General features: G+C 70.3%; 25 protein-coding genes. 9 read left to right on the top strand and 16 right to left on the bottom strand.

Features of this window, described 5'->3' with window-relative positions; translation table 11 throughout:
- The first annotated feature begins 103 nt into the window (after positions 1 to 103).
- The 4 genes from EDF51_RS08955 to EDF51_RS08940 are packed head-to-tail and all read left to right on the top strand — an operon-like array spanning position 104 to position 5,380.
- Positions 104 to 1,768, top strand: a complete 1,665-nt coding sequence (locus tag EDF51_RS08955; RefSeq protein ID WP_166673513.1) for an ABC transporter substrate-binding protein — start codon at positions 104 to 106, stop codon at positions 1,766 to 1,768.
- The gene (locus tag EDF51_RS08950) at positions 1,765 to 3,453 is read left to right on the top strand and encodes an ABC transporter ATP-binding protein (protein WP_131879518.1); all 1,689 of its coding nucleotides are present in this window, start codon (positions 1,765 to 1,767) and stop codon (positions 3,451 to 3,453) included. The genes EDF51_RS08955 and EDF51_RS08950 overlap by 4 nt, the downstream gene beginning before the upstream one ends.
- The gene (locus EDF51_RS08945; RefSeq protein ID WP_123291939.1) at positions 3,450 to 4,385 is read left to right on the top strand and encodes an ABC transporter permease; all 936 of its coding nucleotides are present in this window, start codon (positions 3,450 to 3,452) and stop codon (positions 4,383 to 4,385) included. The genes EDF51_RS08950 and EDF51_RS08945 overlap by 4 nt, the downstream gene beginning before the upstream one ends.
- The gene (locus tag EDF51_RS08940; RefSeq protein WP_123672464.1) at positions 4,382 to 5,380 is read left to right on the top strand and encodes an ABC transporter permease; all 999 of its coding nucleotides are present in this window, start codon (positions 4,382 to 4,384) and stop codon (positions 5,378 to 5,380) included. Before EDF51_RS08945 ends, EDF51_RS08940 begins: the two co-directional genes overlap by 4 nt.
- Position 5,381: 1 nt before the next feature.
- Here EDF51_RS08940 and EDF51_RS08935 read toward each other — a convergent pair whose 3' ends face one another.
- From EDF51_RS08935 to EDF51_RS08905, 7 genes are all read right to left on the bottom strand, one after another.
- Complete coding sequence (locus EDF51_RS08935; protein ID WP_134194529.1) at positions 5,382 to 6,359, bottom strand: squalene cyclase; 978 nt, start codon at positions 6,357 to 6,359, stop codon at positions 5,382 to 5,384.
- Positions 6,360 to 6,369: 10 nt separating this feature from the next.
- Complete coding sequence (locus tag EDF51_RS08930; protein WP_131845821.1) at positions 6,370 to 6,735, bottom strand: DUF2087 domain-containing protein; 366 nt, start codon at positions 6,733 to 6,735, stop codon at positions 6,370 to 6,372.
- Positions 6,736 to 6,842: 107 nt separating this feature from the next.
- The gene (locus tag EDF51_RS08925) at positions 6,843 to 7,169 is read right to left on the bottom strand and encodes a MazG nucleotide pyrophosphohydrolase domain-containing protein (RefSeq protein WP_131845820.1); all 327 of its coding nucleotides are present in this window, start codon (positions 7,167 to 7,169) and stop codon (positions 6,843 to 6,845) included.
- Positions 7,169 to 8,488: a GNAT family N-acetyltransferase gene (locus tag EDF51_RS08920; protein WP_134194527.1), complete on the bottom strand. Its 1,320-nt coding sequence runs from the start codon at positions 8,486 to 8,488 to the stop codon at positions 7,169 to 7,171. The genes EDF51_RS08925 and EDF51_RS08920 overlap by 1 nt, the downstream gene beginning before the upstream one ends.
- Positions 8,489 to 8,517: 29 nt before the next feature.
- Entirely contained in the window at positions 8,518 to 9,993 is a 1,476-nt protein-coding gene (locus EDF51_RS08915) for a cryptochrome/photolyase family protein (RefSeq protein ID WP_133937978.1), read from the bottom strand.
- Between the two features lie 38 nt (positions 9,994 to 10,031).
- Positions 10,032 to 10,394: a hypothetical protein gene (locus EDF51_RS08910; RefSeq protein WP_123291944.1), complete on the bottom strand. Its 363-nt coding sequence runs from the start codon at positions 10,392 to 10,394 to the stop codon at positions 10,032 to 10,034.
- 64 nt (positions 10,395 to 10,458) lie between these two features.
- The gene (locus tag EDF51_RS08905; RefSeq protein WP_133937976.1) at positions 10,459 to 10,998 is read right to left on the bottom strand and encodes a hypothetical protein; all 540 of its coding nucleotides are present in this window, start codon (positions 10,996 to 10,998) and stop codon (positions 10,459 to 10,461) included.
- Positions 10,999 to 11,154: 156 nt separating this feature from the next.
- On the opposite strand from EDF51_RS08905, the gene EDF51_RS08900 reads away from it, so the two are divergent.
- Positions 11,155 to 11,775: a DUF402 domain-containing protein gene (locus EDF51_RS08900; protein ID WP_165932360.1), complete on the top strand. Its 621-nt coding sequence runs from the start codon at positions 11,155 to 11,157 to the stop codon at positions 11,773 to 11,775.
- A 6-nt stretch (positions 11,776 to 11,781) separates the two neighbouring features.
- Here the strand turns inward: EDF51_RS08900 and EDF51_RS08895 are convergent, their stop codons facing one another.
- Entirely contained in the window at positions 11,782 to 12,279 is a 498-nt protein-coding gene (locus EDF51_RS08895; RefSeq protein WP_131879504.1) for a hypothetical protein, read from the bottom strand.
- A 273-nt stretch (positions 12,280 to 12,552) separates the two neighbouring features.
- Between EDF51_RS08895 and EDF51_RS08890 the strand changes: the two genes are divergently transcribed.
- Together EDF51_RS08890 and EDF51_RS08885 are read left to right on the top strand one after the other, a co-directional pair.
- Complete coding sequence (locus EDF51_RS08890; protein WP_131879502.1) at positions 12,553 to 12,960, top strand: hypothetical protein; 408 nt, start codon at positions 12,553 to 12,555, stop codon at positions 12,958 to 12,960.
- A 52-nt stretch (positions 12,961 to 13,012) separates the two neighbouring features.
- Positions 13,013 to 13,861: an ornithine carbamoyltransferase gene (locus EDF51_RS08885; protein ID WP_123291951.1), complete on the top strand. Its 849-nt coding sequence runs from the start codon at positions 13,013 to 13,015 to the stop codon at positions 13,859 to 13,861.
- Here EDF51_RS08885 and EDF51_RS19840 read toward each other — a convergent pair.
- The 6 genes from EDF51_RS19840 to EDF51_RS08860 form a co-directional block, all read right to left on the bottom strand.
- Positions 13,855 to 13,995, bottom strand: coding sequence for a hypothetical protein (locus EDF51_RS19840; protein WP_165901085.1), 141 nt, complete (start codon positions 13,993 to 13,995; stop codon positions 13,855 to 13,857). The genes EDF51_RS08885 and EDF51_RS19840 overlap by 7 nt on opposite strands.
- A gap of 17 nt (positions 13,996 to 14,012) precedes the next feature.
- Complete coding sequence (locus EDF51_RS08880; RefSeq protein ID WP_131879500.1) at positions 14,013 to 14,540, bottom strand: hypothetical protein; 528 nt, start codon at positions 14,538 to 14,540, stop codon at positions 14,013 to 14,015.
- Positions 14,541 to 14,551: 11 nt separating this feature from the next.
- Positions 14,552 to 15,205: a signal peptidase I gene (locus EDF51_RS08875; RefSeq protein ID WP_243698073.1), complete on the bottom strand. Its 654-nt coding sequence runs from the start codon at positions 15,203 to 15,205 to the stop codon at positions 14,552 to 14,554.
- Positions 15,202 to 16,086 (bottom strand): hypothetical protein, encoded by an 885-nt coding sequence (locus EDF51_RS08870; protein WP_131879495.1) that lies wholly within the window; start codon positions 16,084 to 16,086, stop codon positions 15,202 to 15,204. The genes EDF51_RS08875 and EDF51_RS08870 overlap by 4 nt, the downstream gene beginning before the upstream one ends.
- Positions 16,083 to 16,679, bottom strand: coding sequence for a TasA family protein (locus EDF51_RS08865; protein WP_123291955.1), 597 nt, complete (start codon positions 16,677 to 16,679; stop codon positions 16,083 to 16,085). Before EDF51_RS08865 ends, EDF51_RS08870 begins: the two co-directional genes overlap by 4 nt.
- Positions 16,680 to 16,830: 151 nt before the next feature.
- Entirely contained in the window at positions 16,831 to 17,385 is a 555-nt protein-coding gene (locus tag EDF51_RS08860) for an alternate-type signal peptide domain-containing protein (RefSeq protein ID WP_123291956.1), read from the bottom strand.
- Positions 17,386 to 17,741: 356 nt separating this feature from the next.
- Here EDF51_RS08860 and pnuC point away from each other — a divergent pair, with 356 nt between their 5' ends.
- Positions 17,742 to 18,407: a nicotinamide riboside transporter PnuC gene (gene pnuC, locus EDF51_RS08855; RefSeq protein ID WP_131879493.1), complete on the top strand. Its 666-nt coding sequence runs from the start codon at positions 17,742 to 17,744 to the stop codon at positions 18,405 to 18,407.
- Between the two features lie 127 nt (positions 18,408 to 18,534).
- The gene (locus EDF51_RS08850; RefSeq protein ID WP_134194525.1) at positions 18,535 to 19,245 is read left to right on the top strand and encodes a hypothetical protein; all 711 of its coding nucleotides are present in this window, start codon (positions 18,535 to 18,537) and stop codon (positions 19,243 to 19,245) included.
- On the opposite strand, the gene EDF51_RS08845 is transcribed toward EDF51_RS08850, so the two are convergent.
- Both EDF51_RS08845 and EDF51_RS08840 read right to left on the bottom strand, forming a co-directional pair.
- The gene (locus tag EDF51_RS08845; protein WP_123291959.1) at positions 19,242 to 20,465 is read right to left on the bottom strand and encodes an ABC transporter permease; all 1,224 of its coding nucleotides are present in this window, start codon (positions 20,463 to 20,465) and stop codon (positions 19,242 to 19,244) included. The two genes, EDF51_RS08850 and EDF51_RS08845, sit on opposite strands and share 4 nt — an antisense overlap.
- Positions 20,462 to 21,388 (bottom strand): ATP-binding cassette domain-containing protein, encoded by a 927-nt coding sequence (locus EDF51_RS08840; RefSeq protein WP_123338726.1) that lies wholly within the window; start codon positions 21,386 to 21,388, stop codon positions 20,462 to 20,464. The genes EDF51_RS08845 and EDF51_RS08840 overlap by 4 nt, the downstream gene beginning before the upstream one ends.
- Positions 21,389 to 21,572: the final 184 nt, after the last annotated feature.

Below are 21,572 nucleotides of genomic sequence, written 5' to 3'. Positions count from 1 at the left end.
CCGCCGCGGTGTCAGGATGGACGCCGCCCGGCGACCCGGTCCGTGCAACCACAGCGGCTGCAGCACGGTCGCCACCACCCTTCCCACGAGGAGCACCACCGTCATGAGACGCCCGAACCGCCTGACGATCACCGCGGCCGTCGCCGCAGCAGCAGCCCTGGTCCTGACCGGCTGCTCGGGTGGGAGCTCGTCCGACGACGGTGACGGCACGGCCAAGGGCGGCACGCTCAACATCCTGACGACGGCCACCGCGGTGCACCTCGACCCGGCGACGAGCCAGAACCTGAACATCACCACCTTGGGTCTGGTGCTCCGCCGGCTGACGGCGTGGGACGTCGAGCCCGGCAAGGCCGCCAAGGTGGTGCCGGACCTGGCTACGAACACCGGCGACTCGAGCGACGGCGGCAAGACCTGGACGTACCACCTGAAGGACGGGCTGAAGTTCCAGGACGGCACGCCGATCATCACGAAGGACATCAAGTGGGGCATCGAGCGCTCGTTCGCGCCGACCCTGACCGGTGGCCTGAGCTACCACAAGTCGCTCCTGGTCGGTGGCGAGGACTACAAGGGCCCGTTCGACGGCAAGACCCTCGACAGTATCGAGACGCCTGACGACTCGACCATCGTCTTCAAGCTCAACGCCGCGTACGGCGACTGGCCGTGGCTCGTGTCGATGCCGGCGTTCGCTCCGGTTCCCGACGGCGACGGCACGGACACGGGTGCGTACGACAACAAGCCGGTCGCGTCCGGGCCGTACCAGGTGCAGTCGAACACCCAGGGCTCGCAGATCACCCTCGTCCGGAACAAGGAGTGGAGCGCGAAGACCGACGACGTCCGCACCGCCGGCCCGTCGAAGGTCGTGTTCAAGGAGAGCCAGGATCCGTCGACCGTCACGCAGACGCTGATCGCCGACAACGGTGACGCGAAGGACTCCTTCGGCGCGAGCTACCTCGGCGCAGCCGAGCTGAACCAGGTGCGGAGCAACCCCGCCGCCCAGGACCGCCTCGCCACGTCGAAGGCCGGCCCGATCAACTACATGGCGATCAACACCCAGAGGGGATCGCTCAAGGACCTCAAGGTCCGTCAGGCCCTGCAGTACGCCGTCGACAAGAAGTCGTACCGGATCGCTGCGGGCGGCGCGCTCGCCGGTTCGTACGCCACGACCCTCATCACCCCGGGCATCGCGGGCCGCGAGGACTACGACCTGTACAAGCCCGGCGCGAACGGTGACGTCGCGAAGGCGAAGCAGCTCCTCAAGGACGCGGGCGTGTCCGACCTCAAGCTGACCCTGGCGACCCAGAACGACCCGACCTACCTCGCCCAGGCGCAGGCGCTGCAGTCCGGCCTCAAGCGCGCCGGCATCACCGTCACGCTGAAGCCGCTCGACGCGGACTCGTTCTACACCGCGACGACCGACGGCACCGACTTCGACCTGGCGCTGTTCAGCTGGCAGCCGGACTTCCCGAGCGCGAACGCCAACATCCAGCCGCTCTACGACTCGTCGCAGATCGGTGGCGGCGGCTACAACGTCTCGAAGTACAGCAACCCCGAGGTCGACGCGCTGATCAAGAAGGCCAGCGCCACCGTCGACCAGCAGGACGCGCAGAAGCTGTGGGTCGAAGCGGACAAGAAGATCATGGCCGACGCGCCGATCGTCCCGCTGACCTACGCGAAGCAGTCGTTCCTGGCCGGTTCGAACGTGCAGAACTTCCAGATCGCGGACTTCCCGGCGTACCCGAACTACCTCAAGGTCTCGCTCGCGAAGTGAGTTCGCCGCTGCTCGAGGTCGAGGGGCTCCACGTCGCGTTCGGCGACGCGGAGCCCGTCGTCCGTGACGTCTCCTTCACCCTGACCCCCGGTCGTGTGCTCGCCCTCGTGGGGGAGTCCGGCTCCGGCAAGTCCGTCAGCGCCATGAGCGTGCTCGGCCTGCTGCCGCCCGAGGCGCGGGTCTCCGGCAGCGTCCGGTTCCGTGGCGAGGAGCTCGTCGGCGCCTCCGACGACACGCTCCGTGCCGTTCGCGGCGCCGGCATCGGCGTCGTGTTCCAGGAACCGATGAACTCGTTCACGCCGGTGCTGTCCATCGGCACGCAGGTCGCCGAGGCGATCCGGGCGCACCCGACGGACCTCGATCGAGCAGCGGTGTCAGCTCGCGTCGACGAGCTCCTGCGTGCCGCAGGCCTCACCGACCCCGAGCGCATCCGCAAGGCCTACCCGCACGAACTGTCCGGCGGGCAGCTGCAGCGCGCCATGATCGCGATGGCCCTGGCCGGGGACCCGGTCGCGCTGATCGCCGACGAGCCGACGACCGCCCTGGACGTCACGGTGCAGGCCGGGATCCTCGACCTGCTCCGCCGACTCGGTCGCGAGCGCTCCCTGGCCGTCCTGCTCATCACGCACGACATGGGTGTGGTGGCGGACGTCGCGGACGAGCTCCTGGTGATGCGCCGCGGCGACCCCGTCGAGCACGGCCCCGTTGCCGAGGTCTTCGCGCACCCGTCCGCCGACTACACGCGCGAGCTCCTCGCCGCCGTCCCCAGCCTGGAGGCCCGTGGCGGCCCCGCCGACGCTGCTGCGGATGTCGAAGGGGACCCGTCCACTGCCCGGGCCGACGTGGCGCAGGCGAGCCGATCCTCCCGTCCGCTGGTCGCGCAGCTGCGCGACGTCGCCGTGCGGTACTCGCGCCGCGGCGGACCGACCGTGTCGGGCATCGACCTGGACCTGCGGGCCGGCGAGACCGTCGGGCTGGTCGGGGAGTCCGGGTCCGGCAAGTCGACCATCGGCCGCGCGCTGGCGGGGCTGGTGCCCGTCGTCGAGGGCTCGGTCGAGGTCGACGGCAGCGACCTGCGGACCGCCAGGGGCCGACGGCTCCGCGAGCTCCGCAGCCGCGTCGGCATCGTCTTCCAGGATCCGGCGTCGTCGCTCAACCCGCGGCAGACCATCGGCTGGAGCATCGCCGAGCCGTTGCTCGTGCACGGGACGGCCTCGGCGGCCGATCGTGCGGAACGCGTCCGTGAACTGCTGACCGCCGTGCAGCTCGACCCGTCGTGGGCCGAGCGGTTCCCGCACCAGCTCTCCGGCGGGCAGCGCCAGCGCGTCGCCGTCGCGCGGGCCTTGGCGCTCCGTCCGGCGCTCGTCATCGCCGACGAGCCCACCTCGGCACTCGATGTGACCGTGCAGGCGGCCGTGCTCGACCTGCTCGCGCAGCTGCAGGACGAGTTCGGGTTCGGCATGCTCCTCATCAGCCACGACCTCGCGGTCGTCCGGCAGCTCGCTGACGAGGTCGTCGTCCTGCACGACGGTCGCGTGGTCGAGCGGGGGACCACGGACGCCGTGCTCGACGACCCGCAGCAGGACTACACGCGCATGCTGCTCGCAGCGGCGCCCGTCGCCGATCCCGTGCGACAGGCGGCCCGCCGCGAAGCCTGGCGCGCCTGGGAAGGAGTGTCCTCGTGACCGCCAACGTCGTCGAGCGCCCCGTGGCCTCGTCCGGACGCACCACCGGCTTCCGCGCCGTGGTGCGCCGCATCCGGCAGGACCGCTGGGCCGTGACCTCGGCGGTCGTCATCGTCGTGTTCCTCGTGGTCGCCGTCGCGGCGCCGCTCATCAGTGCCGTCACCGGGCAGGACCCCTACGGGTACGACATCGACGCGCTCAACTCGTTCGGGGCGCCGAAGGGCTTCGGCGGGGGGATCAGCGCCGAGCACTGGTTCGGCGTCGAGCCGCTGACCGGTCGCGACCTGTTCGCGATCGTGACGTACGGTGCCCGGACGTCGCTCGGCATCGGGCTCGCCGCGACCTTCCTGTCGATCGTCATCGGGGTGCTCGTCGGCGTCACCACCGGCTTCTTCGGCGGCTGGTACGACCGCGTGCTCTCCCGCGTGGTCGACGTGATCTTCGGCTTCCCGTCGCTCGTCTTCATGATCGCCCTGACCGCGATCGTGCCGACGTCGTTCCCGAAGCCCGTCCTGGTCGTGCTCGTCATCGGGTTCTTCGGCTGGCCGTCCGTCGCCCGCGTGGTCCGCGGCCAGACACTGTCGCTCGTCAGTCGGAACTACGTCGTCGCCTCCACGGCGATGGGCGCTGGCCGGTGGCACGTCATCCGCACCCAGCTGCTGCCGAACCTGGCGGCGACGATCACCGTCTACGCGACGATCTCGATCCCGTCGATGATCGGCGCCGAAGCCGCGCTGTCGTTCCTGGCGGTCGGCGTGACCCCGCCGACGCCCTCGTGGGGCCGCAGCATCGGCGACGCCGTCGGTTGGGTGCAGACCGACCCGATGTACCTCGTGTTCCCCGGAGTGGCACTGTTCCTCATCACCCTCGCGTTCAACGTGCTCGGCGACGCGCTGCGTGACGCCCTCGACCCGAGAGGAGCACGCCGATGAGCACCTTCCGCTTCATCGCGATCCGCGTCCTCGGTGCAGCCGTCGTGCTGCTCGTCGTCGCCGCGATCACCTACGCACTGTTCATGCTGCTGCCGACGAACCCCGCGCGGGCGATCTGCGACAAGCCCTGCACGCCGGACCGGCTGCGCGAGGTGCAGGCGTTCCTGGGCACCGACAAGCCGTGGCTGGCGCAGTTCGGTGCCTACCTGGCGGGGATCTTCACCGGCCGCACGTTCGGCAGCGGCGCGTCCGTGATCACCTGCGCCGCACCGTGCTTCGGGTACTCGTTCCAGCTGCACGAGAGCGTCACCGACCTGATCCTGTCCCGCCTGCCCGTCACCGCGTCGATCGCCGTCGGTGCCGCCGTGCTGTGGCTCGTCGCCGGGGTGTTCGGCGGAGCCGTCTCGGCGCTCCGTCGCGGCACGTTCGTCGACCGGGCCGTGATGACCGTCGCGGTCGCCGGGGTCTCGTCGCCGGCGTACCTGATCGGGTTGCTCGGCATCCTGCTGTTCGGGTTCGTGCTCGGCATCCTGCCGACGAGCGGGTACGTCGCGTTCACCGACGACCCGGTCGGCTGGTTCACCCACCTGATCCTGCCGTGGTGCGTGCTCGCGTTCATCAGCGCCGCGATCTACGCGCGCCTGACCCGTGGCGAGATGCTCGAGTCGATGTCGCAGGACTTCGTGCGCACCGCTCGGGCCAAGGGCCTGCGCGAGCGCCAGGTCGTCGTGCGGCACGGACTGCGTACCGCGATCCTGCCGGTGGTGACGCTGTTCGGACTCGACCTCGGGTCGCTGCTCGGCGGTGCGGTCATCACCGAGAAGGTGTTCTCGATGCAGGGCCTCGGCGCGCTGCTCATCGACGCCGTGCACACCCTCGACCTGCAGGTCGTCGTGGGCTTCACGTTGTTCTCGGCGCTGTTGATCGTCACGGCGAACGTGATCGTCGACGTGGTCTACGCGTTCGTCGACCCGCGGGTGCGGCGCCGGGCGTAGCTCAGGTGGCGTCCCACCAGCGCAGCACGCGGGTGCCGTGGAGCGTGAGCCACTTCGACGGCTCGCCCTCGGGGACGTCGACCTCGAACCACTGCCGACCCGGCGGCCGCGTTCCCTGGGTCCACGTCCCGTCGTCGTTCCTGGCGGCACGGACGACCTCGATCGCCTCGGCCGCCCGGGCGTCCGGCGCGGTACCGTCCTGCAGCGCAGCAACCCGCAGGTGGTCGGTGACCCGGAGCGCCGAGTAGATCCAGCGCAGCGGGTACGCGAACCGGCTAGCCCACGGCCCGACGAGCTCGCCGTCGTGCTTCCGGAACAGCAGCCGTCGTTCGAGCAGGTACTCGGTACCGCGGAGTCGAGCCGCTCGGAGTTCCGCTGCTCGGGGGTGGTTGCCGCCGGTCAGCTGCTCGTGCTGCAGGAGCCCCTCGATCACGTTGAGGGTCGAGTGGAACGACGACACCGTCGACCCCTCGATCCACTCGCAGTTCCAGCCACCGTCGTCCAGCTGGTGGTCGAGGAACCACTCCGCCAGCTGCCCGACGTCGGCACCGAGCCAGGCGCCGTTCGCCAGGGTGAAGGCGTTGATGCAGCAGTCGACCTCGCCGCTCCAGTAGGGCAGGTCCTCGTACTCCCAGCGGCTGTTCGTCGCGAGCCGAGCAGCCGTGTCCCCGAGGACCGCGGCGTCGAGCCCCCAATCGCGCAGGGCGTTCAGCGACCAGGTCGTCGCCGTGTAGGGCTGCCCGGGCTCGTCCGCCTCGGGACCGTCGAAGTCGAAGTCCGCCGGGAAGTACGCGCCGCCGGCCCACTGCCCGTCGGGGTCCTGGTGCGCGAGCATCGCCGCCCCGAGACCCTCGGTCGCGACCCGCGCCCGGGTCTGCTGCCACACGGACGGCGGCGCACCGACCAGATCACGCTCGACCTGCCACCGGATCGCCGGGTCCGAGTCGAGCAGCCACTCGACCACCGCGTCGTCGTTCATGGCGCGGAGGCTACGCCGTGCGGAAGCCCGCCGCCACGTACCGGTAGGACGAGCCGTCGTCGGTCCGATCGACCACACCGAGGTCGACGGCGTCACGTCGGACGATCGCGACGTCCTCGCAGAACATCGCGATGGCGGCGTTCAGTACCGCCTCGGTGACCGGGCGTGACGATCCGAGTCGCTCGAACACCAACTCGACGATGCGCGTCGACAGCGGGAGCCGCTCGTCGTCCTTCACGGGCATCCGGTGGATCCGGTCGAACTCCAGGAGCGCGGCCGGCGCCTGCAGACGCTGCAGATCCTGCGCTGTACGGCCGAGCAGCGCCACATCGGGTCCGTCCGCATCCAGCCAGTCGAACGCGCTGACCGCGGACATGGTCCGCTCGTCGAGCTGAACGCGATCGACGAGCGCTGGGCGCAGTGTCCGGCTCGCCACCGCCGACACCACCTGCCGTGCACGTGCCAGCGGCTCCGTGGCCCTGCTCAACCTTCCGCCGCCAGCCGATCGGGGTGCCACTTCGCCCACTTCTCACGAACAGCGGCATCGAGCGGGACGTCGAAGTGCCGCGCGATGAGCAGGACCTGCGCGAGGACGTCCGCGATCTCGTCCCGGAAACCCTGCTCGATCTCGTCGTCCGTGCGGCCCTTGCGCCGAGCCTGACCCGAGCGCGCGAGGAACGCCTGCGTGAGTTCACCCACCTCTTCGCCGAGCTTCAGGACGAACCACTCGTCGGTGCGGTCGATGCCGTGCCGCTCGGCGTAGAACGCGGAGACGGCCTCGACCTCGTCGCTCAGGTCCTGGACGTCCATCAGAAGTAGGTGATGCCGTGCGGGGTCCGCGGGGGCAGGAGCATCGCGCGCAGCAGCTCGATCGACGCGGGGTCCGCAGCGCGGACCAGGCCGGCGGCCGCCAGGGTGACGGGCGAGACCGACCCGATGAGCAGCGCTCCGAGCTCTGCCACGTCGAGCTGGACGTCGGAACCGGCCACGTCGACGTCGTCGGCGATGCGCGTGACGCTGCCACGGGCCTCCTGGACGTCCAGCCGGTACGTGCCGGTCGTGTGGCCGAGCGCATCGGTGACCGCGAGTGTCAGCGAGCCGTCGACGGCGAACGGCCGCGACTCGAGCACGGCGGCCACGTCGAGGACGCGCAGCCAGACGTGGTCCTCTTCGTGGTCGACGTCGTACGCACGGTTGTCGCCGAGGGCCGCGACGATCGGGTCGTCGAGGCGCGAGCGGTTGTACTTCACGACGTCGTTCAGGTCGATCGACAGCACGAACTCCCACAGCGCCGTGTAGGCCTGGTCGTTCGCGTAGACCAGGTCGACGATCTCGAGTGCGGTGTCGGAGGACCCGTCTTCCTTGACGCGCCAGGTGACGTACCCGTCGATCTCGTCCGTGCCCTCGGCGCGGTGCACCGCCGCACGGACGTCCTTCGCCTTCTGGCCGTCGTTGCCGAGCAGTCCGAAGACGACCGGCCAGGTGCCCGCGTTGCGGACCATCGAGCCGGGCGTGCGGGTGTGGAAGCGCTCGAAGACCGCCTTGCCGGGGCCGTCGGCGAGCCACTGCGGCGTGACGACGGACACCGAGCCCGACGTCGGGGCGAGGAGGGGGAGTGCGCGTTCGCGACGTACGCGCACCGCGCGCTCGCGGATCGCGCTGCCGAAGCCGAAGCGGCGGTAGATCGTGCCCTCGGACGCGGTCAGGGACGCCACGGCGTAGCCCTCGGCGACACCGCGCTCGAGCGCGTGCGTCATCATGCGGCGCAGGATGCCGCGGCGACGCTCGGTGGGCCGGACGGTGACCGCGGAGATGGCCTGCGTGTCGGCGGACGACCCGTCGCCCCAGCTCAGTGCCTTGCGGAACCACGTGAAGGTGCCGGCGGGCCAGGTCTCGTCGACGGACCCGGGGAAGGGCTTCCGGACGTAGACGCCCAGGAAGGTCTCTTCGTCGGCGATGAAGTGGGACGCCATACGGGCTGCACCTTCGGCGTCCGGATCGGCTTCGTGGAACCCGAGGCCGACGGCCTGCATCCACGATCCGGTCTCGGCGTTCGGTGCCCCCTCGTCATCCGTCCCGGGCGCGAACTCGCGCAGCTCGTAGCGGTCGTCGAATGCCTCGTTGCTCACGCTCACGACCCTATCGGGACCGGGTGACGTCACGGCAAGGTGCGACGGGCCTCCTGCACGATGACCTCGTCGAGGTCCGCCAGCGACCGCATCTGCTGCAGCGGGCGGGCCATCCGGTGGTTGTCACGGAGTGCCGGCTCGGTGCGCGCGAGGAACGCCCAGTACCCGGCCGTGAACGGGCACGCGTCGTCGCCGACCCGCTTCGTCGGGTCGAAGCGGCAGCCCCCGCAGTGGTCCGACATCCGGTCGATGTAGCGACCGCCCGACGTGTACGGCTTCGTGGCGACCATCCCGCCGTCGGCGTGCTGGGACATGCCGATGATGTTCGCCGGCATCACCCAGTCGGTGCCGTCGACGAACACGTCGGTGAACCACTCGGTCAGGTGCACCGGGTCGTAGCCGCGCTGCAGTGCCCAGTTGCCGAGCACCATGAGGCGCTGGATGTGGTGCAGCCAGCCGTGGTCGTGCAGGCCCTCGATCGCGGTCCGCACGCAGACGGCGTCGATCTCCGACGCGTCGAGCTCGCGCCACCAGTCGGGCAGGCGTCCGTGCGCGCCGAGGGCGTTCTCCGATGCGCCGTAGTCGTCGCCGAACCACCAGTAGAGGTGCCAGACGTAGTCGCGCCATCCAGCGACCTGGCGGACGAAGCCCTCGACGCTGGCGAGCGGTGCGGCCTCGGTGCGGTGCGCTTCGAGGGCGGCGTCGATCGCCTGCCGCGGATCGAGCACCCCGAGGTTCATCGGCACGCTGAGGAGCGAGTGCGCCATCGTCCAGTCGTTCGTCAACGTTGCGTCCTCGAACGGCCCGAAGTCGCCGAGGCGCACCGCGACGAAGTCGTCGAGCGCACGCTGGGCCTCGTCCGCCGTCACCGCGAACCGACGGGTGTCGTCGCGGCCGACGAACCGGGCGGTGCCGTCCCGCTCCCATCGGTCCAGGTCGTGCCGCACCTGGTCGTCGATGTCGTCCTCGTCCGGCCACCAGGGCTCGGGCAGCCCGAGGGTCGTCGCGCCCTTCGGCGGCGGCTGGCGGTTCTGGTCGTCGAGGCTGAACTTCCCACCGATCGGCTTGCCGTCGCGCAGCAGCCAGCCCTCACGGCGCCGGACACGCTCGTAGTGGTCCTCCATGCGGAACCGACCCGTGCCCTGCGCCGCCCACTCCGCGAACTCGTCCTCGTCGGTCACGAACCCGCGGCTCGGCAGGATCACGGTGCCCCGGCTCCAGTGCCGGATCTGCGCGCGGAGGGTGCGGGACGGCGGATCGATCGCCTCGAGGTCGTCGCGGCCGGTCAACGCCTCGCGGAGGGTGTCGACCTGGACGAGCTCGGCACGGTCACCGAGTTCGTGGACGCGGTGGCGCAGGGCACTCAACCAGAGGTGGGCCTTCGCCCGGTGGACGGGGCGAGCGGTGAAGAACTCGCGTGCCTCGACGACGAGCGCGGGACCGCCGTCGTCGAACAGGGGGCCGTACTGTCCGGGGAGGACCAGGCGACGACGTTCGGAGGGCATGGGTGGACCGTACCCAGCGAGTGGGGTGGAGCTGTCAGTCAGGGGCGTTCGTCGACGAGGGCGATGAACCGGCTGCCGATGCCCTCGACCTCACGTCGGGTGAGCCCCGCAGTCGGTTCCGGCGCCTGGTACGGCTCGTGGTAGTCGCACATCAGGTAGTCCCACTCCGGCCACCACTTCTTCGGCCGCGCTTCTTCGGCGAACGCGCAGACGACGCACTCGAGGCGGACCCAGACCTTCTTGGCACCCGTGCGGTTCGCTCGGGACTGCACGAGCCACGCGGGCGGATCCTGTTCGATCGCGTCGAGTTCGGCTTCGCTGAGACGCGAGGGGATTCCGTGGTGGGTCGCCATCTCGAGGGTGATGTCGAGTCGAACGGCGGCGTCGCGTCGGGAGAGCATCCGACAAGATTAGGTTCTGTCGGGGCGCAGTGCTCGTCGGAGCGCTCGGTGCCGGTCGGACCGTTCAGTGCCCGTCGAGGGCGTGGCATCCGCCGTCGAGGACCCAGCCCGCGGCCGTGACCTCGGCCGTGCCGTCGCGCTGGACCTCGCCGATCAGGCACCCGGACATCTCGACCTGTGCCTCGAACAGCACCTTCCCGCCGGTCTGCGTCGTCACGATCCAGCGGTTCGGTGCTCCGACGCCGTCGAGGATCTCCTCGACCGCGGGCTGCAGGACCGGGGTCGACTGCGCGGCGAGCTCCCGCTCCACCTGAGCACGTGCGACGTCGAGCGCTGCCGCCGACTCCGCGCTCAGGTCGGTGCGGTCGTGGTGCCGCTTGTTGAGCCCGTACTGCGGTGGGCTGTCGGCGCCGGGGCCGGCGCCGTCCCCGGAAGTGGCGTACGTGCCCGCAGCGCCCGTCGGTTCTCCGGTCGTGGCGCCGGCCTGCGTGCTGCTCGTCGACGGGCCGCTCGAGGCCGTGCTGCTCTCGACCGCGCAGCCCGTCAGCACGATCAGCGCGAGCAGCGCCCCGGTCACCGATGCGGTCGTTCTATGGTCCCCCATGAGCGGCATCCTGACAGAGCGCGGGGGAGAGCACGGGGCTCGACACCGGATCGTGATGCAGGGTGCGGTGACCGAGAACTCCTGTGAGAGCATCACCGGATGCACGGCGATGTTGCGAACGACGTGCGGAGCGAACCGTTCCGCTCCGGTGAATCCGTGGTCCTCCGCAGTCTGCACGCGCTCGGTTCGCACGGTCGAGCCGTCGCCTTCGCCGTCGCGGGTCGAGTCCTCGTCGATGACGACGACGTCGCGGTGGTCGCGAGTCCGCTCGGCTCCGCGGTCCGTCGCCGGGCCGGTACCGGCAGCGGACCTAACGCGCGGCTCGTCCTCCCCTCGGACTGGGACGGCTCCTACGTCGAGGACAGCTGGTTCGGAGCGACCGTGGTCCGCGTGCACCCGAAGGGCGCAGCGTGGTCGGTGTGGCGCTGGCACGATGGGACGCAGTGGCTGCCGGACTGGTACATCAACCTCGAGCTGCCATGGGTGCGTACCTCCGTCGGCTTCGACAGCCAGGACTGGACCCTCGACGTCATCGCGACCCGAGACGATGCGGGCCGCTGGTCGGTTCGGTACAAGGACGAAGACGAACTCGCGTTCTACACGGACGAGGGCCTGGTCACGGAAGCAGACCGCGCGATGATCGAACGCACCGGCGAGGATGCCGCTGCGGCCGTGCACGCGGGCTCGTTCCCGTTCGAGACCGACTGGTCGCGGTGGGTGCCGGACCCGAACTGGTCCGCTCCGCAGATGCCGGCAGGGTGGGATGTCGTCCGCTAGCTCCGCTCAGTGCGTCTGCGCTGCGAGATTGGCGTAGGCGGCGGCGTACCAGCTGACGGTCGAGTCACCTGCCGTCGGCCCGATGGTGATCGAGTCGGCCGACGTCACGACGTAGAGGTCTTCGTCGTGGCCGCACTGGACCGAGCGCGCCGCGAGCTCCCTGCCGGTGTCAGCGCCGTCGGCGATGCGACCACCCCAGACGGCGATGCGGACGGTTCCGTGTCCCTGGCAGGCGACGGACACGCGGACGTGTGCGCGCTCGCCGCCGTCTGCGACGCCCAGGGACAGCCGACTCGACGCGTCGTTGGTCCCGGCACCAGCGCCGAGTTCGCCGGGCTGGTCCGCCCACCGATCCTGGACGTTCTCCATCCAGGCGGAAGCGTCGTCAACCGGCGTCGCACGGCCGGAGCAGGCGGTGAGCGACACCACGATCACGAGCGTCAGCCCGATGATGCTGCTCCATCGGCGGCGGCGCAGGTGGTCGTGCACAGACGAGGCATTCATGTCGATCACAGTGTCGTGCACGCCGGCCGCGCTCGCACCCTCCCGTTCTGGCGTCGTACGCTGGGCGAGTGGTGAGCGCGATCGTCCTCGTGATGGCCGAGTACATGGTGGACGACTCCCCGCTCTGGTACCGCGGGTCGCGCGAGTGCATCGGGAGCGTTGATGCGGGAGCACTCGGGCTGAGCAGGCCGCTGCGCGACGACCTCCGGGCGTGGAACGACGTCTTCGATTCCCACGGGGAGCCCGACTTCGACTGGCCTTCCGGAGCGGTCCGTGGCTCATCGCGTCGAAGCATTCGTGCTCGCGAGCCGTGTGCAACTCGAGCTCGGTGACGATGCTCATGTCTGGTGCGGAGCCGGCGCCGGCATCGACACGGTGGCCGAGGCGGGTACTGCCGTCGTGCTGCCGAGTGCACGGCCCGGAACCGATGTCGAGTTCTTGCGTGACGGGGAGCGGGACGTCCGGTCGGCACGCGCCGCGGGTACTGGTGATGGCACCGCGAAGGCGATCGTGCACTGGCGTGCCCTCACCGAACGAGTCGGGACGCCGTTCGGTGACGCCGAGACCCGCGCACTCGGGCTCCGGACGGCAGCGCGCATCCAAGCCGATGTCGGCGTTGGTGCCCAGGTGGTCTTCCTCAGCGGCGCATCGGTGGCGTATCGATCGGACGAGTTCGGCTGAGGCTGACACCCTCCAAGCACACGCTGTTCCGGACAGTCCCTACGGTGGTGGGATGCGTTCTCTCGCCAAGCTCGATGACTGGTCTCCGTCCGACGTCCATGCGGTCTTCGAGCTTGCTGACGCGTACCAGCACGGCCGGGGACCGGTGACGGCGGGGTCGGCAGCCATGTTCTTCCCGCCGACCAGTCTGCGAACCAGGGTGACGTTCGAGCAGGGTGCTTCGCTGATGGGGCTCGGTCCGATCGTGTTCCCGGACACGACGCTCGACAAGCCAGAGGCGCTGGCAGACGTCGCCCGGTACCTCGTCAACTGGGTCGACATCATCGTGGTGCGTCACCGTGACCTCGCCGTCATCGAGGGACTGGTTGCCGCGCATGCGCTGCCTGTCGTGAACGCCATGACCGACGAGAACCACCCGTGCGAGGTCCTCTCCGACCTCTACGCACTGCGGCAGCGTGGGGAGATCTCGTCGCTCCGCTTCCTCTTCGTCGGGGCGGACGGCAACATCGCCAGGGCATGGCAGGAAGCTGCTCGAGTCCTGCGACTCGACCTGGTCCAATGCTGCCCGGCCGGCCTCGCAACGCCGGGCGCTGCATGGACCGACGACCTCGAGACTGCCGTGCGGTCGGCGGACGTGATCCTGACGGACGGCCCCGGAGCGCACGCCGACGCCCTTGAGTCGTACCGGATCACCGCGGCGCTCCTCGACCTCGCGCCGACGGGAGCCCGCTTCGACCCGTGTCCGCCGTTCGTGCGTGGCCGTGAGGTCAGCGCCGATGCCGTGGAACACCCCGCGTTCGTCGGGCACGGGTTCAAGGCCGCACTGCTCCCGGTGCAGCAAGCAGTGATGGCGTTCTGCCTCGGTCTCGGACCGTCGGGCGGCTCCGCCAGCCGTCAGTAGTCGGGGTCCTGCCGGTCCTGGTCCTGCCAGGGCAGCATCCGACCGGCGACCAGCGACAGCACGCCCCCGAACATGAAGACGAGCAGCACCGCCCACCAGGGGTTGCGTCGTTCGCGCGGCTGCTGTCCGTCCATGCCGTCACGATAGCGGGTCAGTCGGTCGCACCCCGGGGCGGTTCGACGAGCAACCCGACGCGGTCGGCCAGGTAGTCGGCGAGCGGGACGGCGGAGCCGGCAGCCGGTGACCAGCGGACGAGCGGCACGTCGTCCTCGACGAAGAGCACCCCGGTCGAGCCGACGAGCGTCCCGTCCAACGCGATCGCCGTGGCGCCGTGGTTGACGGTGTCGCCGGCCGCGAAGTGTCCCTTCGCCGCAGCAGCACGGTAGGCCCGACGGACCTCGGCGGAGACCGACTGGAACTGCGCCCGGCCCGGATCGGTGACCCGGGTGATCGCCCCGGTGGCCCAGACCCGACCGCCGGACTCGAGCGACGACCCGATCAGCAGCGCACCGACCCGCCACACGCGACCGAGGGGCCGCATGGTCGCTTCGCGGCGGATGCCGAGCACCGCCTTCGGCTGCGCGTACTCGCCGAGCGCCTCGTCCGGCACCCCGGCGGCACGGAGCCGTCGTGCAGCGTCGTCGAGCAGTTCCCTCGCTCGCTGCACTCCGTCGGTCACGTCCACCGAGCCTAGACCGGGGCCTGCCCCGAGCCCCGGTGCGATGCCCTGCGGCGCCCGTGACCGGCCGTCGCACGTCGCCCGCGCCCGCACGCCCCACGTCGACGGCGCGCGGCCGTGACCGTGCCGATGGTGATCATCACGCCGCCGTACGCCAACAGGACGCCGGCGACGGTCGGGATGAGCCAGCTCCGCGAGCCGTTGACGAGCTGGTTGACGACACCGATCTCGGGGATGCTGTACCAGACGACTCCCCGGATCTGCGCGGCGGCGACGGGGTCCGGGTCGGCCTTCGCGTTGTTGTCACCCTTGAGGACGAACGTGCGCGCCCCGTTCGACGACGAGGACACCGAGGTCACGCGGTGGCTGATGACGGCCGGCTGGCCGGAGACGATCTGGTAGGTGACGACGTCGCCCACCTCGATGTCGTCGACGGCGGTCGGGCGGACGACGAGCAGGGTGCCCGGGGGCAGCGTCGGCTCCATCGACTGGGTCAGGACCGTCAGCGGCATCGACCCGGTGGCCTTGGGGACGACGATGAGCACGACGGCGAGGGCCGCGACGAGCAGGAGCAGCCCGGTGCTGAGACCGAGGACGACGGCGTGCACGACCGCACGCCCACCGGAGCGCTCTGCACGTTCGGGACGAGCCGCCGCGCGGGTCACGCGCCGCACCGGATCGCCGCGCCGTTGTTCTGCGTGAAGAGCGTGACCGGGCCGCTGCCGGCGACGGTCGAGGTCGGGTTGCCGGCGCTGTCGAGGACCTTGACCGTGACGGTGAGCGTGCCGGAGGTACCCGCGCTCGCCGGGATGTCGCTCGGGGCGATGGTGATGAACGCCGAGTAGTCCTGGGCCTTCTGTCCGACCGGCGTGGTCCCGACGTAGGCGGCGTACCAGGTCTCCTTGGGGCGGCCTGCGGCGTCCCAGGTGACGTCGACGTAGTTGCCGCTGTGGTCGTTGCAGGTCAGCGCTGCTTCCGCTGCCGAGGTGTTCAGGTAGAAGCCTCCCTGCACGACGCCCGAGGTCCAGCTGCCGCTCGCCACGGTGAGGTTCACGTTCACGTTGGCCGTGGCGGATGCCGGCGCCGAGGACTTGGGCGTGCTGCGGGTGCACCAGATGGCCGAGGCGCCGGCGGCGAGCTTGGACGTCATGCTCGGCAGTGACGCCCAGGTGCCGGTGACCGAGCCGCTGCCGACCGCGGTGTTCGTCGTGCACGCCGCGGTCGTGGCGACGGGCCACGCGACGACGGTGACCGCCTGCGCGAGCGCCGTCGAGCTGCCGGCGACGACGGACACGGTGGTCGTCGCGGTGCCGGCGATGGAGCCCGAGTTGGTGAGCGTGATCGGCTTCGTGACCGACGTCACCGTGGACGAGAAGGTGGTGGTCAGCGCGCTCGTGCCGGCGATCGAGGCGGAGACCTTGCCGATCGTGACGCTCGAGGCCGTGGTGCCGGACGCACTCCACAGTGCCCAGGCGGCGCTCGACCCACCGCCGACGAACACGGCGGTGAGCAGCACGGCGACGACGAGCCGGAGACGGCGGTTCATGCGGAGACCTGCGTTCCGGTGACGGTGAGGGTGAAGTCGGTGACGGCGCCGGACACGCTCTGCGGCGCGTCGGCGTCGAGGACCAGCTCGACACAGCCGACGGTGCTCGCACCGGGCTGGAGCGTGAACGAACCGCTACCGGTGTCGAAGGCGGCGAGACGGCCGCTCGCGCCGGACAGCCCGGCGGTGCAGGCCGCAGCCGATGACACGTTGGTCAGACGGAGCGTCAGCTCGCCGAGGACGGCCGCCGACGACGCGTTCGTCGCGTAGGCGACGTTCGTGGACGTCGTGGCGACGCGCATCGACAGTGGGATCGAACCGGTGTTCTTCACGGCGAAGGTGCCGGTGACTCCGGTACCCGGTCCGAGGACGGTCGTGTTCATCGTCGACAGGGTGCCGACGGTGATCGTCGCGGTCGCGGACTTCACGGTGGTGGCCGCGGTGCTGGCGGTGCCGTTCCAGAGGGCGTAGGTCCCGCCGACGCCGAGGAGCGCCGTGGCGACGGCGACGACCAGGGCGAGCGCGACGGGCAGGATCCACCGGTGGCGTCGTGCCGCGCGGTGGCGGCCCGTCGTCCTCGGTGTCCCGGTCATGTGCGTCCCCTGGTGCTCGTGAGCCTCTGCTGGTGCGGGCCACAAGGGCCCAGACGGGCCACAAGGGCCCAGACGGGCCACAAGGGCCCAGCACGGGCCACGACCGGCGGATCAGGGGCCGGTCGTGGCCCGCGTCAGTGCGATCGGTGGATCAGGAACCGATCGCGGTCTGGGTGAGCGTGAAGGCCAGGGCGCCGACGTTGATCGACCCGTTCTGCCCGGTCGTCGCCGAGGACGGCAGCGTGATCGTGAAGACGACCTTGACGGTCGAGGTCGACGCCGACGGCGAGACGACGAAGGTGTTCGCGTTCGACGTGGACTGCACGACGGTGGCGCTCGAGGACGTCACGGCCAGGGTCTTCTGCGTCGCGGCGAGGAGTGCGGAGTCACCGGTGATCGACTGGCTGGCGTAGGTCAGGTTCGCCTTGAGGTCCTGGCCGGTCGCACCGATGTTCAGCGTCTGCGTGAACTGGAACGTGTTGCCCGGCACCATCAGGGCGGTGGTGGGGTTGATCGCGGTCGAGCGGCCGTTCGTGATGTCCGTCCAGGCGCCGTCGTTGTTCGCGCTGAGGGTCAGCGTGCCGGAGCTCACCGAGGACGCGGCGCTGGAGGCACTGGCGTTCCAGAGGGCGAAGGTGCCTGCTCCACCGAGGAGGAGGGCGATGCCGGCTGCGCCGGCGATGGCACCGGTGACGATCTTGTGCATGGTGGCGGGTCCGTTCTGTGCGTTCGGGGCGCACTGGATTCCACCAGCTCGTGATTCGGGTCGTCGTGCCGGTGGGACGGTGTCATCGACCTCGCGGGTGAGGGGTCGCGGCTGACCTTTGCCGAGAGCGGTCGCCGGGCTCCGGAGCGCAGATCTGCTGCTCGGGCGGGCTGGACTCGCTCTGGTGACGACGGTACTCGTCCCCCAAAGTGCGGACAAGTAGGAACATGCTTTCGCATGGACCCAGAACGGGGGTGATTTTTGTCCACCCTGTGGAGGACATGTTTGTACCCCGATCACCACCGGAATGCCGGACGGCCCCCGACCGTTGCACCGACCGGAAACGAGGAGGGCCCATGGGCATCGTGCGCTGGCTGTTCGACGCGCAGATCGTCATCGGCGACCAGACGGTGCTCTGGCGCGAGGTGATCGGCAACGTCGTCGGGCTGCTCAGCGCGCTCGGCGGGATGCGCCGCAAGGTCTGGGCCTGGCCCGTCGGGCTGGTCGGCAACGCGCTCCTGTTCACCGTCTTCATGGGCGCACTGTTCGACACCCCGAACCCCGTCAACCTGCTCGGCCAGGCCGGCCGCCAGGTGATGTTCATCATCGTGAGCATCTACGGCTGGTACCGCTGGACCCACCGGCCCGACGACACGTCCACCGTGATCGAACCGCACTGGGCGTCGTGGCGGACGCGCGTCCTGCTGGTCGTCGGCATGGTCGGCGGGACCGCCCTGCTCACCCCGGTGTTCCGCGCCCTCGGGTCGTACGAGCCGGTGTGGAGTGACGCGTGGATCTTCGTCGGCTCACTGCTCGCCACCTACGGCATGGCGAAGGGCTGGGTCGAGTTCTGGCTCATCTGGGTCGCGGTCGACCTTGTCGGTGTCCCGCTCCTGTTCTCGGCCGGGTACTACGCGTCGGGTCTCATGTACGTCTTCTACGGCGTCTTCACGCTGACCGGGTTCTTCGTCTGGGCGAAGCAGCGGGTGAAGCCCCCGGCAGCCCCCGTCACCGTCGGCTGACGAGTCGGCTGACGACCCGGCTGAACGGCCCGCCCACGCCGATCCGGTCCACGCCGACCCGGCGTGGATGTGACGGCCCCCGGTCTGGGACGAGACAATGGGGTACCGCACACGATGGGATGGTCGGATGGAAACCCTGCACGGCGAACGCGTCGAGGACGATGAGTCCCTCGCCGAGCGCACCGTCCGCGGAGCGATCCGCGCCTACCGGCTGCACTCCTTCGACGCGGTCGACGCCTCGGTGGTGGCCGAGGTCGCGGGCATCCCGCTCGAGACCGTGGAGCGGTTGTTCCCCGCGTGGGAAGCCCTGTTGCTGGTGACGTACGACCGGTGGACGCAGCTGCGTGGCACCCGTCGGAAGACCCCGCCGGCGTGCACGATCGACCACGTCCGGCTGACCCTGGCCGAGGACGTCGCCGACCCGGGGCTCGTCCGCGTCCTCGCGGGCGTGATCACGGTCGCGAGCTCGGAGTCCGGCTTCGCCGAGCTGTTCCGCAAGCGCTTCGACGAGTACGTCGAGCAGCTCAGCAACGGTCTGCAGCGCGACTTCGACAACGGTGCCGAGGAATCGGCGATCCCGTCGTACCAGGCGGCCACGCAGCTGCTCGCGGTGTACGAGGGACTGCAGATCCAGATGCTCGTCCGGCCGCACATCGACGTCATGGTGGAGTTCGACCGGTCGGTCCGGACGCTCCGCCAGGGCTGGAAGCAGCACGAGTTGCCGTCGTGGGACCTCGACGCCGACGTCCCCGAGCGCGAGACGCCGCAGCGCCAGCGACCGGCGGAACACCAGCAGACTGCACGCGAAGCCGAGCGGGAACCCCAGAGCCGTCCCTAACGGGAGACCGACCGCCGCCGCCACGACACGATCTGGCGCAGCGTCACCTTCGACCCGTACTGCGCGACCGAGTGCCGGAACAGGTACTCGGCGAACCAGAGCAGCAGGCCGGCGGCGACGAACACCTCGACGATGCAGACCACCGACTCGGTGACGCTCAGCGAGCCGACGGCGTTCCGCACCATGGCGGTGACGGGCGTGAACGTCGGGAAGTACGTGAAGAACGCGGCGACGGGCGACGTCGGGGTGGTCATCACGAAGAACGCCGCGTAGAGCGGGATGATCAGGGCGAAGATCGCCGCCGACTGCAGTGCCGAGGCGTCCTTGATCGACGGCACCGCGGCACCGACGGCGACGAACAGTCCGGACGCCAGCAGCACGCCGCCGACGAGCAGCAGCGCGCCGACGAGCATGCGCCACGGGTCGATCGTCAGCCCGCCGAGCTGCGAGGCGACGAGTGGCAGGACGGCGAGCATCCCGACCAGCCCCGGGATGACGAACACCCCGACCTGCACGAACCCGACGAGCAGCATCGCGATCACCTTGCCGCGGATCAGGTCGCCGGCGGTGACGGCGGTCAGGATCATCTCGGAGATGCGGTTCTCCTTCTCCTCGACCACGACGGTCACCATGCGTGCCGCGAGCAGGATGACGAGTCCGAAGAAGGCGGCGACGTACAGGAACGGCGGAACGATCGACAGCCATCCCGGCGCGACCTGCCCGTCGGCGTAGGTCGTGACGTCGGTGGCCGGTGGGGAACGCAGGAGCTCGACGGTCTCGGGGTCGTCGACGGTCGCGGCGACGCTCTGCTCGAGCACCCGTTCGGCGAGCGACGAGTAGCCACCGTTCGCGAACAGGCCGCGGTCGGCGGCATCGACGGTGATCGGCGAGGTCGAGGGGGAGGACGGGAACGAGATGAAGGCGTCGAGGTCCCCGGAACGCACGGCGGCGCGGTCGGCGTCGGCGTCGGTGGACGGCGACCCGCCCCACTTCGCCGCGACGGACTCGGACACCAGCCCGGAGTGGTCGACGTAGCGGAACGGGGTCTTCGTGGCCGACGAGCCCGAGACGACCGAGTCGGTGCCGGCTGCCTGTCCGATGCCGACGAGCAGGGACACGATGACGATGACGACCGGCAGTGCGAGGGTGCCGATCCAGAACGCGGGCTTCTTGACCGCGCGGACGAACTCGAACCGGACGACGGTGCCGAGGCGGCTCACGCTGCTGCCCCCGCGGCGGCGAGCGCGTCGTGGCCGTAGACCTGCACGAAGATCTCGTCGAGCGGGATCCGACGCATCTCGAACGCGGTGACGCGGACACCGTCCGCCACGAGCGCCGCGAGGATGTCGGCACCGTCCGGTGCGGCGGCGGACGTCGGCACGAGGTAGGCGACGTGCCCCTCGTGCCGCGCGAGCTTGTACAGCGGCGAGCGGGGGACCGGTCCGTCGAGGCCGACCCGGGCGACGGCGCCGCCGAAGGCGTCCTGCACGTCGGGGATCGACCCGTAGGCGGCGGCGGTGCCGTCCTTGAGCAGCAGGATCCGGTCGCAGAGCCGCTCGACCTCGTCCATGTGGTGGGTCACGAGGATGACGGTCGCGCCGTCGGCCTTCCGTTCGTCGACCAGGTCGAGCAGCAGCCGTCGGTTCACGGGGTCGAGGCCCTTCGTCGGTTCGTCGAGGATGAGCAGCCGCGGCCGGTCCATGATCGTGATGCCGAGCTGCACCTTCTGCTGCTGCCCGCCGGAGAGCTTGTCGACGCGGAGCTTGGCGCGGTCGGCCAGACCAACGCGTGCCAGGTAGTCCATGCTCCAGGCCGTCGCCTCGGGGCCGCGCAGCCCGCGGAGCCGTCCGAAGTAGGACATCACGTCGATGACGGATTCCTTGCGGTAGAGCCCGCGCTCTTCGGGCAGGTACCCGATGCCACCGGTGGCGGGCCGGTAGGGCTGGCCGTCGATGGTCAGGGTGCCCGCGGTCGGGGTGGTGATGCCGAGCAGGGCACGGATCGTCGTGGTCTTGCCGGAGCCGTTGCTGCCGAGCAGGCCGAACGTCTCGCCGGCGGCGACGTCGAACGACAGTCCGTCGACCACGTTCCGGTCCCCGAACCGCATGACGAAGTCCTGCACGCTGATCGTCGCCCCGCTCATGCGGCGACCCTACCGTCAGCGGCTGACGTCTCGGATGCCGGTCGCGGCCCGAGATGGTGACCCCACGGCGGACGGGAGGCCCGGTGCCTGTGGACTGGTCCCCGGTTCTTGGACTGATTAGTCGGTTCGAGATCCGGGGATGGTTCGTGTGGGTGGTACCGCGTCGTCGTTGACGAGTGCGCAG

This window comes from Curtobacterium sp. PhB25 (genome assembly GCF_004365375.1).
GTDB lineage: Bacteria > Actinomycetota > Actinomycetes > Actinomycetales > Microbacteriaceae > Curtobacterium.
The sequence above is the reverse complement of the archived record's forward strand: the minus strand, read 5'-3'. Positions and strand labels throughout refer to the sequence as shown.